The 15,600-nt window shown below is 45.7% G+C and carries 14 protein-coding genes; 7 read left to right on the top strand and 7 right to left on the bottom strand.

The features are described from left to right. Positions 1-271: 271 nt before the first annotated feature. From QUA03_RS21505 to QUA03_RS21475, 7 genes are all read right to left on the bottom strand, one after another. A complete protein-coding gene (locus tag QUA03_RS21505; protein WP_333214785.1) occupies positions 272-556 on the bottom strand; it encodes a phycobilisome linker polypeptide in 285 nt (94 codons plus the stop codon). A gap of 247 nt (positions 557-803) precedes the next feature. Then, entirely contained in the window at positions 804-1,673 is an 870-nt protein-coding gene (locus QUA03_RS21500) for a phycobilisome linker polypeptide (protein WP_333214783.1), read from the bottom strand. A gap of 193 nt (positions 1,674-1,866) precedes the next feature. Further along, a complete protein-coding gene (locus tag QUA03_RS21495) occupies positions 1,867-2,682 on the bottom strand; it encodes a phycobilisome linker polypeptide (RefSeq protein ID WP_333214781.1) in 816 nt (271 codons plus the stop codon). A 149-nt stretch (positions 2,683-2,831) separates the two neighbouring features. Next, positions 2,832-3,320 carry a phycocyanin subunit alpha gene (gene cpcA / locus QUA03_RS21490; protein WP_006631256.1) on the bottom strand — a complete coding sequence of 163 codons (489 nt, stop codon included), beginning with the start codon at positions 3,318-3,320 and terminating at the stop codon, positions 2,832-2,834. A gap of 102 nt (positions 3,321-3,422) precedes the next feature. Continuing rightward, a complete protein-coding gene (locus QUA03_RS21485; protein WP_333037001.1) occupies positions 3,423-3,941 on the bottom strand; it encodes a phycocyanin subunit beta in 519 nt (172 codons plus the stop codon). 335 nt (positions 3,942-4,276) lie between these two features. Beyond that, entirely contained in the window at positions 4,277-4,624 is a 348-nt protein-coding gene (locus QUA03_RS21480) for a hypothetical protein (RefSeq protein WP_333214779.1), read from the bottom strand. A 216-nt stretch (positions 4,625-4,840) separates the two neighbouring features. After that, on the bottom strand, positions 4,841-4,990 hold the full coding sequence (locus tag QUA03_RS21475) for a hypothetical protein (RefSeq protein WP_333214777.1): 150 nt from the start codon (positions 4,988-4,990) through the stop codon (positions 4,841-4,843). 120 nt (positions 4,991-5,110) lie between these two features. Here QUA03_RS21475 and QUA03_RS21470 point away from each other — a divergent pair, with 120 nt between their 5' ends. The 7 genes from QUA03_RS21470 (at position 5,111) to QUA03_RS21440 (ending at position 15,464) form a co-directional block, all read left to right on the top strand. After that, positions 5,111-7,936, top strand: coding sequence for a cation-transporting P-type ATPase (locus tag QUA03_RS21470; protein ID WP_333214775.1), 2,826 nt, complete (start codon positions 5,111-5,113; stop codon positions 7,934-7,936). Between the two features lie 314 nt (positions 7,937-8,250). Then, positions 8,251-9,504, top strand: coding sequence for a DNA replication/repair protein RecF (locus tag QUA03_RS21465; RefSeq protein WP_333214773.1), 1,254 nt, complete (start codon positions 8,251-8,253; stop codon positions 9,502-9,504). Positions 9,505-9,651: 147 nt separating this feature from the next. Next, positions 9,652-10,050, top strand: coding sequence for a photosystem II protein Psb27 (gene psb27, locus QUA03_RS21460; RefSeq protein WP_333214771.1), 399 nt, complete (start codon positions 9,652-9,654; stop codon positions 10,048-10,050). Between the two features lie 359 nt (positions 10,051-10,409). Continuing rightward, the gene (locus tag QUA03_RS21455; RefSeq protein WP_333214769.1) at positions 10,410-12,059 is read left to right on the top strand and encodes a family 10 glycosylhydrolase; all 1,650 of its coding nucleotides are present in this window, start codon (positions 10,410-10,412) and stop codon (positions 12,057-12,059) included. Positions 12,060-12,213: 154 nt separating this feature from the next. Then, a complete protein-coding gene (locus QUA03_RS21450) occupies positions 12,214-13,371 on the top strand; it encodes a DUF262 domain-containing protein (protein WP_333214767.1) in 1,158 nt (385 codons plus the stop codon). After that, complete coding sequence (locus QUA03_RS21445) at positions 13,368-14,519, top strand: DUF3696 domain-containing protein (protein ID WP_333214765.1); 1,152 nt, start codon at positions 13,368-13,370, stop codon at positions 14,517-14,519. The genes QUA03_RS21450 and QUA03_RS21445 overlap by 4 nt, the downstream gene beginning before the upstream one ends. Positions 14,520-14,522: 3 nt before the next feature. After that, positions 14,523-15,464 (top strand): hypothetical protein, encoded by a 942-nt coding sequence (locus tag QUA03_RS21440; RefSeq protein WP_333214763.1) that lies wholly within the window; start codon positions 14,523-14,525, stop codon positions 15,462-15,464. Positions 15,465-15,600: the final 136 nt, after the last annotated feature.

Raw genomic sequence — 15,600 nt, 5'->3', positions numbered from 1 at the left:
CAATAGTGAACGGAAATACTGCCTCCCAGAGGTGATGGGTAACACCCCCTGCGAATTCGCCAACAGTCTCTTGAAATGGCTGCTACACAGAAAAAAACTGCAAGGGTTCGGGAAACTGGCCGATTAAAATCGCTACTAAACAGACAAAACCCGCCTGGGCGGGTTACATTAACTCTTAGTCCGCTTGGAGTGGACTTTGTTTGTCTAGGAGCGATTTTAATCGCCCCTTCTAGCTTATCTAGGAGCGATTTTCATCGCCCCTGCAACCAAACTATTGGTGATCGTGCGATGATTCCTGGGATGATTCATGCGATGATTCTGCACCCGCGTTTAAAGGATGAATGCTGACAATTTTCCCGCCCATGCGAGTAATTCGCTGCATTTCTTGATTCATCCGATTGTAAGGCACAGTGATAAATGTACTCGCGCTCGATCGAATCGAATAATCCACATTATCTGTTTCATCGCTTTGGCGCAAGCCCACAACTTCATACCGAAAGCAGCGACCAGCCGAAGCTGTATTGCCACTTTTTCCAGCTACAATTTGACCCAACATAAGCTTCTTGGTAATTGGTAATTCTGACTGTTGACTGTTGACTGTTGACTGTTGACTGTTGACTAAAAGCTAGTAACTGCCAACTACCAACTGCCAACTGATACCAATTTTTTATGAGGCTGCATAGAATCTGATCCCCCTAACCCCCCTTAATAAGGGGGGGACAAGATTCTTCTCAAAGTCCCCCAACAACCAGGGGGATTTAGGGGGATCGAGATATGTGCAACTTCACATTAAATTGGTATGACTAAATTGGAGTAATGCTGGCGATTTTCGCGCCCAGGCGTTGAAATTTCTGCATTTGCGAGGACAACTCCTCAACAGGTACGATGAAAGCCTTGCTGCTGCGGCGCACGCTGGGATAGCCGCCCGTGCGAATTCCCGAAACTTCCACGCGCACCAGCCGCCCTTCTTTGCCGTAAGCAGCAGCGCCGCCGAAAGTGCTGCTGGGAGTTACGTTTCTGGCAGAAGGCCGATATGCCCAACCTTCGTTACCGCCAGAAGGCCCAACTACAGCCGTAGCGGTGTTAGTGCCGAGTTCGACAGCTAAGCGAGAGTTATTCCCTTCTAGTTGAGATGTATCGCTGTTTGCATAGCCGCGATACAGGCGGAACATCCGGGTAAAACCAACGGTTTTTTGACCACGCTGGGTGTTAAAGCCGCGGTAGTAAGGTACGATACTTTCGCCGAAGTTTTCTTGATACTCTACTGAATCGATGTAAGAATCAATATCAGCGTCGTAGCCTTGTGTTTGGTACAAATCTAAGTGTTCAACTACTTCAGATTCGTCGTAGGGAGCACGACCGAGCAAGTGTTTGTAGTTTAGTTCGATCGTCCGAGTTTGGAAGCTGTTGTAGAAAAACTTGGTTTTGTACAGTTCTGACTTAGCTACAGCCCGTACAAATTCTCGTACAGTCAAACTGCCGTCCCGCAGCAAAGACTCGGAACTGGTAAGTCGCTCGGATTTCATTAAATAGTCGTTGCCCAGCACCTGACGGTAAACCGCACGAATCACAGTTTCAACGTCGTCTTTGCTGTAGTTCGGGCGCAGTTCTACCTTCGGCGCATCGCTCAATGCGGATGTTCCCAGTCTGGACGCTGCTGTCGTAATCGCCACCAGATTTTCTCCTAAATTATTAATGACAAAAGTTTAATGCTTGGTTGCACTTGAAATTTTTAGGACTAAGGATAATATGCCTCAAAGTAGGGTGTGCACTGCACACCTTACCTATACACATAAAATTGAAGAATTTTTTATCCTTAGTCCTAATTTGCTAAAGACGTTTCAAAAAAACGTCAATACACAAACTTTAAGCTGTGGTAATACTTACCACTTTGCCGCCACGTTTGTTGATTTGCTGCAAGCGGCTCGAAAGTTGCTCGTAAGGCACGAGATATTCGGTAGTTGTCCGCCGCACTTGGGGCGAAAACTTAGCCGAACCTTGCATTGCGGTGACTCGGTAGAGTTGGTCGCGAGAACCGCCGGAAGTCCCGCCAAGGGCTTTTCCGGTGGAGGCCGTGTATATCGGCGAAGCCATATTTCTCGCTACTTCCCAAGTCAGCCGGGCTTGGGTTTGGTTTTGCGAGCGATCGCTAGAAGCAAAACCCCGGTACAATTGAAACATCCGGTTAAAACCGACGGTTTTTTGACCTCTTTGGGTCGCGAAACCGCGATAGTAAGGCACTATACTGTCGCCAAAATTTTCTTCATACTCAACTGAGTCAATATAAGAATTGATTTCAGCTTCGTAGCCTTCTGCATTGTACAAATCAACGTGGAAAGCAATTTCCGACTCGTCGTAAGGAGCGCGGCCCAACAAATGCTTATAATTAAGCTCAATTAACCGCGTTTGCGAGTTCGGATAAAAAAACTTTTTCCGATAAGTTTCGGAATGTGCAATTGACCGCACAAAATCTTTAACTGAAATCTGCCCTTGCATCAGCAGAGATTCTGCACTGGTAAGTCGTTCGCTCGACATTAAATACTCGTTACCGAAAACTTGGCTGTAAGCAGCGCGAATTACTGCTTTCGCATCGTCTTGCGTCCAGTGGGGGCGAAGTTCTACTCGTCCCGCTTCTTCAAATGCTTTTATTCCCAACCGTTCTGCTGCACCTAATCCCGCCATCTTCGCTTCTCCCTTTTTTGCTTTAAAAACTGAAAACTGCTTAAAAAAAGTATTTGCAAAACTAGGCTTCGATCGCAGATGCCCGGAATTCTAAACAACCGCTAACACTTAAGCTAACAGCAGCTTACAATTCCGGGCATCACGCAAATCTAGCTCAGAGCGTTGATTGCGTAGTCGATGTAGGAATTCGCTTCAGTTGCAGCGTCGCCACTCAGACCGTGGTTGCCTTTGATGTACTTGAGAGCTTCAACGTACCAGCTAGGAGACAATTCAAATGTCCGGTTGATTTCGTCAACACCTGCAATCAGGTACTCGTCCATTGGACCGGTGCCGCCTGCAACTAAGCAGTAGGTTACCATCCGCAGGTAGTAGCCGATGTCGCGAGAGCACTTGGCTTTACCGGTTGGGGTAGAAGCGTAGTTCGGGCCTTGCATTTGTTGTGTGTACGGGAATTTGTTGTACACAGCTTGAGCTGCACCGTCGATCAAGCGCTGAGAGTTGGCGGTCAAAGCTTTAGCTGCTTCCAAACCTGCTGCTGCTTGGCGGAAACGTCCGAAGGCGACTTGGAGTTCTGTGCTGCTCAGGAAACGGCCTTGAGAATCGGCTGCGGTTACTGCTTCAGTCAAAGGGGTTTTCATTGTTCTGGTTTCTCCCTAATGTTGTGTTGTTTTTGTACAAAAATGATTGTTTGCAAAAATGCGATGCTCGCTTCTTTACAAGAAAGGTTCGCTTGGCTATTTTTAGCCGACTGCATTGGCTGCGCGGTCGAAGTAGCTGCCGATTTCAGACATCAGCGAGCTGCAATCACCACGGGTAACACCGTTGGGGTCGTTAGCGATCGCGATCGCTGCTTCTTTCATTTTTTGCACGCCGGCTGCAACTGAGCCACCGGGAACTCCCAGAGCTTGGTATGTTTCACGCAGACCGTTCAAGCAGCGGTCGTCCAAAACGCTGGCGTCGCCTGCAAATGTTGCATAGGTGACGTAGCGCAAGATGATTTCCATATCGCGCAAGCAAGCTGCCATGCGGCGGTTGGTGTAAGCATTACCACCAGGAGCGATCAGTTGAGGCTGTTCAGCGAACAGGGTGCGAGCTGCATTGGCTACGATGCTGGATGCGTTGCCGGTGATGCGGTTTACTGCGTCAATCCGCTTGTTGGCGTCGGAAACCATGCTGCTGAGAGCATCTAGTTGACCCTGAGCTAGAAATTCGCCCCGAGCGTCAGATTGGGAAACCACTTTTGTAAATGCGTCAAACATGAAAGAACTCTCCTATTTGAGTTAATTGAGTTTGGTTGCGGTATAAAACCGTTAAGTTAAATTTGTTCAGGCTACGAGTGCCTGCAAGGGTTGAAATTTGATGCCAGCTAATCTGCTGGTCCCATCGATCTCTCCCTTTCCGCTACCTGCACTATTGTTACATTGCAACGGAGGTTTAAGAAACCTTAGAAAATTTTACACCTTTTATGAGATGCGACAAACCTTGTCAATCAGGGTTTTTGTTAACTTTGGCCTGTCGTTTCAACCCTCTGATAATCTTTATACAATGCTCGCTCGCCTTTGTTTATTACAAATTATTACAGAAACTTATCTCTCTAAGAAGGTAAATATCTACGGGGCAATTGCGGGCAAATCTCCTCCCTAGGGTAGATGCGCGAGGGTATCCATAAAGGAAGAGTTTGCTTCTCTTGCCCTGCCGTGGCGGTAGAAACCACCGGAACCGTCCGGTGGTTTCTACCGCCTTTGTTGGCTTTCTCTGGAAAAGCAGAATTGTTAAGAAGTATTAAGTAAATTAAAGTTTTCGTAAAAGAAGGCTGGGGAATAGGGAAAAAACCAAAAATTCTGCCCAATGTCAGGAGGCCTGCAAAATTCGGTGTGGGAAAAATCCAAAAGATTGTGAACCCCCTCGCCACAGCCTCAGCTTTTACCAGAACTATCAGCATTGAGTGACCAAACTCAGCCTTTGGAAGTTGAAAGACCGGGCCCGGTATTTCATAACGCGGGGATGCTTGGTCTGGGGAGTCATTGGACTTGACCCCAGCAAGCCTCTACTGTTTGTCCTGCAGCGGTTGCAAAAAAACTTGCTTCATCTATATATTGACATCCTCCCCGGCCGTACCGCAGGATTCCAAGAATCACTGCTTGGGCTTCCGTCAAGCTTATGCCGGGGCTTTAAACCCATTATTTTTGGTAAGGTGGATAGGTGCTATCAGCGGTAGGTCTACAAACGGCTCGATCGAGCCGCCAGACGCAGTGAAGTTAAAAGCTTTTTGCTTCCCCGGCATCGAACCGCCCAAAACGAGTCGCAAGTTAAACAGTTTTTTACTCAGAACTCAAAACTTAAAACTCTCTCACTGTAATCAGCCAGATGGATCGGCTGTAGCTGTCCGGCCACAACCACCTTTATGCCCCACGATCGATCGTAATTTATGTCTTCAAATTCTCCCTCTTCTTGGCACACCGTAGCAATTGACCAAACTCTCCAGCAGCTAAGCAGCAACAAAGACGCTGGATTGAGCAGCCAACAGGTGTCAGAACGCTTGCAGCAATACGGCCCCAACGAACTAGAAGAAACAGGAGGCCGCAGTCCGTGGTCGATTTTTGTCGATCAGTTCACCAACATCATGTTGTTGATGCTGATGGGTGTGGCCGTGATTTCGGGTTTTTTGGACTTTCGGTCGAATACTTTTCCCAAAGATGCGATCGCCATTTTTGCGATCGTCATACTCAACGGCATTCTCGGCTATTTCCAAGAGCAAAGTGCTGAAAAAGCCCTCGCAGCCCTCAAAAACCTCGCTTCTCCCCTAGTCAGAGTCCTGCGGGACGGCAAAACTTCAGAAATAGCAGCCAAGGAACTCGTACCTGGAGACGTGATGCTGTTGGAGGCGGGGGTAAAAATAGCAGCAGACGCACGCTTGATCGAATCTTCCAACTTGCAAGTCAGAGAATCAGCTTTGACAGGGGAAGCCCTAGCAGTAACCAAGCAAGCCGATCTAGAACTTCCCGAAGATGCTTCCTTGGGCGATCGACTCAACCTGATTTTTCAGGGCACAGAAGTTGTTCAGGGACGAGCAAAGGCGATCGTCACCAACACCGGAATGCAAACTGAACTCGGCAAAATTGCCGCCATGCTTCAGTCAGTAGAAAGCGAACCGACTCCCCTGCAACAGCGGATGGGCCAGTTGGGAAATGTTCTTGTCTCCGGTGCCCTAGCCTTAGTCGCAATTGTCGTCATCGGCGGCATGATTACCTTCCAAAACGGCAGCATCGGGTTGGATACCAGCAGGTGGGAAGAGTTGCTAGAAGTTTCTCTAAGCATGGCTGTGGCTGTGGTTCCCGAAGGGCTCGCAGCAGTCGTGACAGTTACTCTGGCACTCGGAACTAGGCGGATGGTGAAGCGAAACGCCCTGATTCGCAAACTGCCTGCGGTAGAAACTTTGGGCTCGGTAACAACCATTTGTTCTGACAAAACAGGTACTCTGACTCAAAATAAAATGGTAGTTCAGCTAGTCTCTACGGGCGACTGCACTGTCGCCGTCGCAGGCGACGGCTATGCGCCGATCGGAGATTTTACCGATCGCCTGACATCTGCCAAAATTAATAATTTAGAGGAATATCCAGAACTTGAATCTTTATTAATTGCCTGTGCAGTTTGCAACGACGCAGTATTGCAACAAGAACAGCAAGAATGGCAGATTTTAGGCGACCCCACAGAAGGAGCTCTGCTTTGTGTAGCCGGAAAAGCAGGCATTTATAAGGAAAAACAGTCTCAATTGCTGCCGCGGACGGCGGAATTTCCTTTTTCTTCCGAACGCAAACGGATGAGCGTAATTTGCGAAGTGCCCGGCCGATCGGGACATTCGGGATTTCCAGCAGTTGAAGGACAGCAGCCCAATTATTTGATGCTGACCAAAGGTTCTCCAGAGTTGACTTTGGAGCGCTGCAAAGGGATTATAGTCGGCGATCGAGTACAACCTTTAACCCAGGAAATGCGCGATCGCATCCTCGTCGAAAACAACAACATGGCAAGCGGCGGTTTGCGAGTCCTCGGGTTTGCGTACAAACTCTGGGAAAACATACCGCCCGAAGGTTCTGAGGAAACCAGCGAACAAGACATGATTTGGCTGGGACTCGTCAGTATGCTGGACGCCCCGCGCCCGGAAGTGCGGGAAGCAGTGAGGAAGTGCCGCAATGCTGGGATTCGGGTGGTGATGATTACAGGAGACCACCAGTTGACAGCAAAAGCCATCGCCTACGATTTAGGTATTGCAACAGAGGGCGATCGAGTTCTCACCGGTCAAGAATTAGAAAAGCTCAGCCAAGAAGAACTCAAACAGCAAGTCGAACAGGTTAGCGTTTACGCCCGCGTTTCCCCCGAACACAAATTGCGAATAGTCCAAGCTTTGCAAAGTTGGGGCAAATTTGTCGCGATGACCGGCGACGGCGTTAACGACGCCCCCGCCTTGAAACAAGCCGATATCGGCATCGCCATGGGGATTACCGGCACCGATGTCAGCAAAGAAGCTAGCGATATGGTGCTCCTCGACGACAACTTCGCAACTATTGTCGCCGCCGCTGAAGAAGGACGAGTGGTTTATAGCAATATTCGCCGCTTTATTAAATACATTTTGGGCAGCAACATCGGCGAAGTTTTGACAATTGCGGCCGCACCTTTAATGGGTTTGGGAGGAGTGCCGCTAACGCCACTCCAAATTTTGTGGATGAACTTAGTAACAGACGGCGTTCCCGCTTTGGCTTTGGCCGTGGAACCGGGGGAACCGAACGTCATGAAAAGGCCTCCTTTCAGTCCGCGAGAAAGTATTTTTGCGCGGGGTTTGGGTTCTTACATGATTCGGATCGGGATTATTTTTGCAATTTTGACGATCGCGATGATGTCTTGGGCTTACGGATATACCACCAACCCTAACCATGTTGGAGATCCCGAGGCTTGGAAAACAATGGTGTTTACAACTCTTTGTTTGGCACAAATGGGTCACGCGATCGCAATTCGGTCTAATACTCAGCTAACTATCGAGTTGAATCCCTTCACTAATATTTTTGTGTGGGGGGCTGTAATTGTGACTACTATTCTGCAATTGATGCTGATTTATGTTCCGCCGCTGAGAGCATTTTTCGGCACTCATTATTTAACGGGGTTTGAGTTGCTGGTTTGCTTCGGTTTCAGCGCCCTGATGTTTGTCTGGATCGAAATGGAAAAACTGTTTTTGCGCTTTTACAACAAATCTAGGAAATAATGTTAACGGCTGACGGATAGCGAGCCATGTTTTACTATTACCTAAATCCCTCGCATTGGGCGCTATTTTCAAGAAGATCAGCCAGGGGTTTCAACCCCTGGCTCACAGCTAAAATCATCGCTATGAAGACTAAATAGATTGTGTCACGATTAAACATTTATTACTTCGTTATAATGTCATTGCGAGCGTTACGCTAGGCGAAAATAGCCATAGCAAAGGCTCGCGTTTACAACCCGTAAGCTGCGCCCTACGATTACTGTATTACCAATTACCAACTACCGATTACCAATTATCGATTACCACTTACTAATATTATGTATTTGAAAACGCTGCACCTACGGCAGTTTCGGAACTACTTCGATCAAAAGGTAGCCTTTGACGCTCCCAAAACCATTTTAGTAGGAAATAACGCTCAAGGAAAATCTAACTTGTTAGAAGCGGTAGAGTTGCTTTCGACATTAAAAAGCCACCGGGTAGGACGCGATCGCGATTTAATACTCGACTCAAAGCCGATCGGGCAAATTGATGCTACACTCGAACGTCAAACCGGAGCGATCGACTTAGCTTTAACTCTTCGCTCTGGGGCGCGTCGAACACTGAAGCTCAACGGTGAACCGCTGCGCCGCCATTTAGACTTTTTGAGCGTCTTGAATGTAGTGCAATTTTCTTGTTTGGATTTGGACTTAGTGCGCGGTGGACCCGAAGGAAGGCGCAATTGGATCGATCGCCTAGTCATCCAATTAGAACCGATTTACGCTCACATTTTGCAGCAGTACAACCAAATTTTGCGCCAGAGAAACGCTCTGTTGAAACGTTCTAAAGAAATCAGGAAAACGGAATTTTCCGACAGTTTTGACAAAATGCGATTTATCGGATCTGAAACTCCCGAAGACCAAAATATCGCAGAATGCCCAATGCCCAATGCCCCATTCCCAATCCCCAACTCCCAATTCCCCATTCCCAGTTCGGAATTAGCTTTGTGGGACGCGCAGTTGGCGACAGCGGGTGCTCGCGTCATCCGCAGGCGCGATCGAATTTTGGAGCGTTTGATGCCTTTAGCTCGAAATTGGCACCGTTCCATTAGCGGTTCCGCAGAAGTTTTAGATGTAAAATACGATGCTAATATTGAAGTAAGTTCAGAATTTATCGCTAAAGATAATCTCGAAGGAGTGCGGCAAGCGTTTTTAGAGAAAATTCAAAAAAGGGCGATCGCAGAACAGTTTCAAGGAACCACTTTAGTCGGCCCCCACCGCGACGACATTACATTTACAATTAACAATACCCCAGCTCGTCAATACGCATCCCAAGGTCAGCAGCGAACTCTGGTATTAGCATTAAAATTAGCCGAATTGCAGCTTATTGAAGAAGTCGTCGGCGAAGCGCCTTTACTGTTGCTCGACGACGTACTTGCAGAACTCGATCTGAGCCGCCAAAATCAACTTTTAGAAACAATTCAAGAACGATTTCAAACTCTGATTACTACAACTCACTTAGGCGCTTTTGATGCTCAGTGGCTGCGACAAACCCAAATTCTCTCCGTCGTTGCTGGACAAATCAATCGATTTTAGATTTTAGATTTTAGATTTTAGATTGACAAATTTTATGTTTCATGGTAAAGCTGAAAAAAAGTTGAGAAATTGGCACTATTAGCTCAATTCAAGATAGGATAAAGGTTAATTTTGATTGCCGCTTTCGCTTCCATTTTTCTAAACCTTATGAAGCATTACATTTCCCGTCTGTTAGCCCTAGTATTAGTTGTTGTCATCGGCGTAGCGGGCTGTACCAATGTTCCCGCCACTCTGAGTGGAGATTATGGCCAAGACACATTAGCATTAGTGAAGAGCTTGAGAACAGCGCTCACTTTGCCAGAGGGTACGCCGGAAAAATCAGCCGCTCAAGCCAAGGCTCGCACAAGTATCAACGATTTTTTTGCTGAATACCGCCGCGATCCCGCTCTTACCAAGCTGGCCTCTTTCACGACAATGCGGACGGCATTAAACTCTTTGGCCGGACATTACAGTTCCTATCCAAACCGTCCTGTTCCTGAAAAATTGAAAAAGCGTCTTGAGTCAGAATTTCAGCAGATTGAAGCTGCTCTTAACAGAGGAGCTTAATCTCAAAATTTAGGATTGAGGATAAATTTTAATAATTCATCTTGCATCCTTGATATTTGAGTGTTAACAATTTTTAGTAGAAATATCAACTGCTTTTAGCGCCCACTGTATCCAGGCGCTTTTTTATGCAGCATTTAGGGAAAAAATACTGCAAAAGGGTTTAATCGCGGAGTCTTGTCTTACCCGATCGCCCTTATTGGATTTAAATAGCCACCAGATAGAATTTGCATTGTGCGATCGACTTGTGCCATAACTAAGTCAACCGAAAAAAGTAGAAAATTTGTAGCTGCTTGTTGAGCGCGATCGCAAAAATGCGATCGCCACCCAATTTAAACTAGAAAACCCCATTCAATTCTCCCATGAAAATTGCACCAACTCGCATCGCGAATTTTCAACACCAGCGACGCTTTTTAAGTGCGGTAACTGCTGTTTTAACCAGTAGCTTCATCAGCCAGCTTGTTTGGCCGTTTATCGGAAATCAACCAGCTTTTGCCCAAACATTAGCCTATTGCCAATTATCCCCAGAACAGGTCAATCAAAAAGAAGACTTGCGCCGCGCCGCGCTGTCGGGAAAACCGGAATCTCAGCAAGCATATTTTGCTGTTTTGAACAAACACGCGCGGGAAATAGCAGAATGCCGTAAAAAAACTTGGCCCGAAACCCAAGCAGTTTGGCTGCGTTTGTATCCCTGCGATGTCAGACCCGGAGAACTCGATCGGGTATTAGACAAAGTTGTGAATAAAGGCTACAACCAAGTCTATGTCGAAGTGTTTTACGATGGTCAAGTGCTTCTCCCAGCAGCCGACAATCCTACGGCTTGGCCTTCTGTTGTGAGAAATCGCGGTTACGAGAAATACGACTTGTTAGAAAAGGCGATCGCCAAAGGCAAACAGCGAGGTTTAAAAGTATACGCCTGGTTATTTACCATGAACTTTGGCTATAGCTATTCTCAGCGTCCAGACAGACAGCAAACCCTCGCTATCAACGGTAAAAATCAGACAAGTTTAACAGTAAGTGAAGAGGCAGCAATTAACGAGGACTTCGGAGAAGTTCCGGGCAATCAAGCCTTTATCGATCCCTACAACCCACAAGCACGGCAAGACTATACTTTGTTAGTAAATCAAATAGTCAAGCGCAAGCCGCAAGGAATGTTATTCGACTACATTCGCTATCTAAGGGGCATCGGACCCGCTTCAGTTGCTACCAAAGTTCAAGACTTGTGGATTTACGGCCCAGCATCGCAGCAAGTTCTTTTGCAGCGGGCTAGCAATCAGCAAGGCCGAGATTTAATTCAGCGGTATTTGACTAAAGGATTTATCAATTCTAATGACGTTCAAGCAGTAGTCAAACAGTATCCAACTGAGCGAGAACCTCTTTGGCAGGGCCGAATTCCGCAGGCGATGTCAGTAGCAACTACAGCTACTAGAAGCCAGAATCCCGCATCAAGATCGGCCTCAACAACTCCCGCCGCTAACAAGCCAAACCCTACAACTCCCACACCAAAACCGACACCGACACCGCGGCTTCCCGATACCGGCATTCTGCAAAAAGACCTGTGGAAACTGAGCGTTGCTCACGCAGTCCAAGGGATTTTAGATTTTTTGGGAATAGCAATTCAACCTGCTCAAAGGATGGGAATTCCTGTAGGAGCAGTGTTTTTTCCTACTGCAAATCAAGCGATAAATCAAGGGGGATATGATTCGAGATTGCAGCCTTGGGACACCTTTCCGGCTGCTATAGAATTCCACGCCATGTCTTACGGAAATTGCGGGGATGTAAGCTGCATTGTGCCACAGGTGCAGCGGACAGTAAGTTTAGCGCCTCCGGGAGCAAAAATTATTCCTGCCATTGCTGGAGATTGGGGAAAACCTCTGAAAAATCGGCCGTCTTTGGAGATTCAAATGCGAGCAATTCGCTCGGCGACGCCGCAAATTAATGCGGTAAGTCATTTTGCTTTTGGGTGGCAAGAACCGGAGGATGAAAGGGCACGGCAAACTTGCCGATTGTAAGGAAATTATTTGTAGAGATGCGGTTCGTGGCGTCTCTACAAGAGAGAATTTGTGCGATAATATTTGAGAATGTTCTTATCTGCTACGATGTCATCCAAGTTTTAATAGGACAATACCGAATCGGAATAAATGTTAGTACAAAGGAGTATTTCCTATGGTAGCTCAGCCTGAAGCCTACAACCAAGTATCTAACGAAGATACGACGCTTGATGAACTAAATTTAATGCCAGAGGAAGAAGATAACGATGCTGAAGCCTATGAAACAGACAAACTGATATACGATCCCGATCAAATTAATATTTTCAGCCAAGAACCAACCATCGAGCTACTCCTAAGAAGAATCAATGAGGAAGCTCTCGATTTAGCACCGGACTTTCAGCGCCATGCAAACATCTGGAAAGATGACGCTAAAAGTAGACTGATTGAGTCGATCCTGATTCGGATTCCCTTACCAGCTTTTTATATAGATGCAACTGATGAAGATAAATGGTTAGTTGTGGATGGATTGCAGCGGCTATCTGCTCTCAAGCAATTTATGAGCGATAAAACACTTAGGTTATGCGGACTAGAATATTTAACCAATTTAGAAGGTAAAACTTATGATGAAATTGAACGCAGATACCAGCGTCGAATAGAGGAAACTCCGGTTACAGTTTATTTGATAGAAAAAGGTACACCTCCGGAAGTTAAATATAACATTTTTAAACGGATTAATACAGGGGGATTGCCAATGACTCCCCAAGAGCTCCGCCATGCTCTCAACCCCGGTAAGGCAACAAAGTTTTTAGCTCAACTTGCTACATCTAATGAATTCCAGCAAGTTACTAAGCTGAGTAAGTTGCGTAAAATGCGGATGGACGATCGGGAATTTATACTGGGTTTTTTAGCCTTTACACTTACATCTTATAAAAATTCTCAATCTGAAAAGAGAAATCTATTTTTAAGTAAAGCATTATCTAAGGTTAATAATATGTCTGAACAGGAATTACAAGTAATAGAAAATAATTTCACAAAAGCTATGATTGCCGCCTGGCAAATTTTTGGGAAAAATGCCTTTCGTAAAATCTCCCAACACCAAACAAAAATGTTTCCAATAAATAAAGCCTTGTTTGAAGTTTGGTCTGTTAATCTCAGTTTACTTAGCGACGAGCAACTTAATATATTGAAGCAGCACAGGGAGCAATTGATTGAAAAATTTAGAAAATATGTAGATAGCGATCGAGAGTTTCTGGCTTCTATCTCTCAGGCAGCGGAAAAAATCGAGTACAGATTTAGGATAATTGAAAAAATAATTCAGGAGGTTCTGGCATGATTACTTCGCTGCGCTTGGTCAACTTCAAACCTTTTGCAAATCAGTTATTGGAATTCAAAAAACTCACGTTATTTTCCGGATTAAACAGCACTGGCAAATCTTCTGTTATGCAATCGTTCCTGCTGCTGCGACAATCTTACCAACAGGGTTTACTGCCAGGAAAAGGGTTGGCCCTTAATGGCGATTTAGTGAATGTGGGTACTGCTATTGACGCACTTTTTGAGGGAGCAAAAGAGGACTTCATTGGTTTTGACATTGTTTGGGAAAACAACAGCGAAGGGCGATGGCGTTTCCAATATGACCAAGAGGTAGATGTGTTGAACAGGGTGGAACCAGTTAATTCGGAAGTGTATAAATCGAATCTTTTTGGCAATAAGTTTCATTACCTTCAGGCAGAACGGATCGGACCGCGACCATTTAATGAAATGTCAGATTACCAAGTACGACAGCTCGGTCAATTGGGTATCAAAGGTGAATATGCGGCTCATTTTCTGGCTATTAATGGACGGAAAGTTATTCCCAATAGCAGTCTCAGTCATCCAGAGGTAAAATTAAAGACTCAAAGAGAAAAAGAGCAATCTAGTGCAAAATCAATGGATTTAATCGACCAAGTTGAGGCGTGGATGGGAGAAATTAGTCCGGGTACGCGCCTCAAAATAGACGCCAAATCCGATGTCGATTTGATGAGTTTTCAATATTCCTATGGAGATAGCAATCCTTACCGTGCAACTAATGTGGGATTTGGAATTAGCTACACTTTACCGATTATTGTAGCGGCACTTGCATCAACACCTGGTACAATCATTTTAATTGAAAATCCTGAAGCGCATCTCCATCCCAAAGGACAAGTTAAAATGGGTCAATTATTAGCTTTGGCAGCTAGCGGTGGCGTTCAAGTTGTGATAGAAACTCACAGCGATCATGTCTTAAATGGGATTCGCCTTGCGGTTCACGGGGGCAAAATTGACCCGAAAAATGTTCAGTTGCACTACTTCCAGCGTCAAAATAAAGAAGGACAAGCTGTGACTGAGGTAATATCGCCAAAAATCGATCGCAACGGACGAATTGATCGATGGCCGAAGGGTTTTTTTGATGAGTGGGACAACAGCTTGGAGATTTTGTTGGAACCTGCGGTGGAAGGAGAATAAGCGATGGATTTGGAGATGGTGTTTAATGAACTGTCTGCACGAACTCTTGCTCCTGATATTTTTACGGCACGACAATGGATGTCAGAATTGATTAGGACAATGGTTGCAGCTAAAGGGTGTGGGCTGAAGGGAATTCGCATTCAAGCGGATTTTCATGCTATGATTCTTGCTGAAAGCTATCCTCTTTCTTGTTGGCGTAACGATCCTGAAGTTAATAAAGACGAGCGGACTTTTCTGAAAACGCTTGCAACTAAAACTCCTTTATCTGTTGATATTTCTGATGTAAGTATTAAAATAAAAGTAGAAGCTCCAGATTGTGAGTTGAGTTTACAGGGTATTCAAGCCGAAGGATTTAAAGTTTCTTATTACCTTGAAACATTGGCAATTAGTCTGAATTCAGAGTCATTGTGGAATAGCAGTCGCCTCAATTTAGAACTAATACAAATTGACGACAATGGGGAGCTGATAGAAGAAAGTGTAGAGGTTCTTCATGCTAGTCAGAAAAACCACGTTCTCGAACACGCTGATTGGATTAAGAAACGTCAGCAAACAGCGGTGGTTGACGGTTTGGAGCTTTGGAAACGTCGAGCTGAGTTATTCTCCAGCCTGGAATTTTGCGATCGGGTTAGCCAACAGATAGAAAGCCTTGTCGATCCGAAAATGTTACGACAAGTTGTCAGAAAGTTATTTGAGCTTGATGAATTATCCAAAAATTGGACAGACGGAGCGCTGGATTTGGATAATCTTCCTAGCAAGGTATCTCCAGAGAGCGAGTCAAGGCTTAAGGAGTTTAAAGAGCAACTAAATATTGAGTGTCTTGACGGGAAAAAGCGTATTTTCAGTTGGCACGTCCGCATGACACCGGGAGCTTGGCGACTCCATTTCTGCACAGAATTAGGGCCCGGAAAGATAATCATTGGGTATATTGGCCCCAAAATAAAATAATTTACAGCGAATTGTGTTCGCAAATCCCGATGAACAGACATCTCAGCACAATTAACTTACTCATAATTTCATCTGCGTTCATTTGCGTTCATCTGCGGTTAAAATCCCAATTATGCTAAACTTATTAATAACCATA

Source organism: Microcoleus sp. S36b_A4, assembly GCF_036700645.1.
Taxonomy (GTDB): Bacteria; Cyanobacteriota; Cyanobacteriia; order Cyanobacteriales; family Microcoleaceae; genus Microcoleus.
Note: the sequence above shows the minus strand (reverse complement) of the source record. Positions and strands in the feature narration are given on the sequence as shown.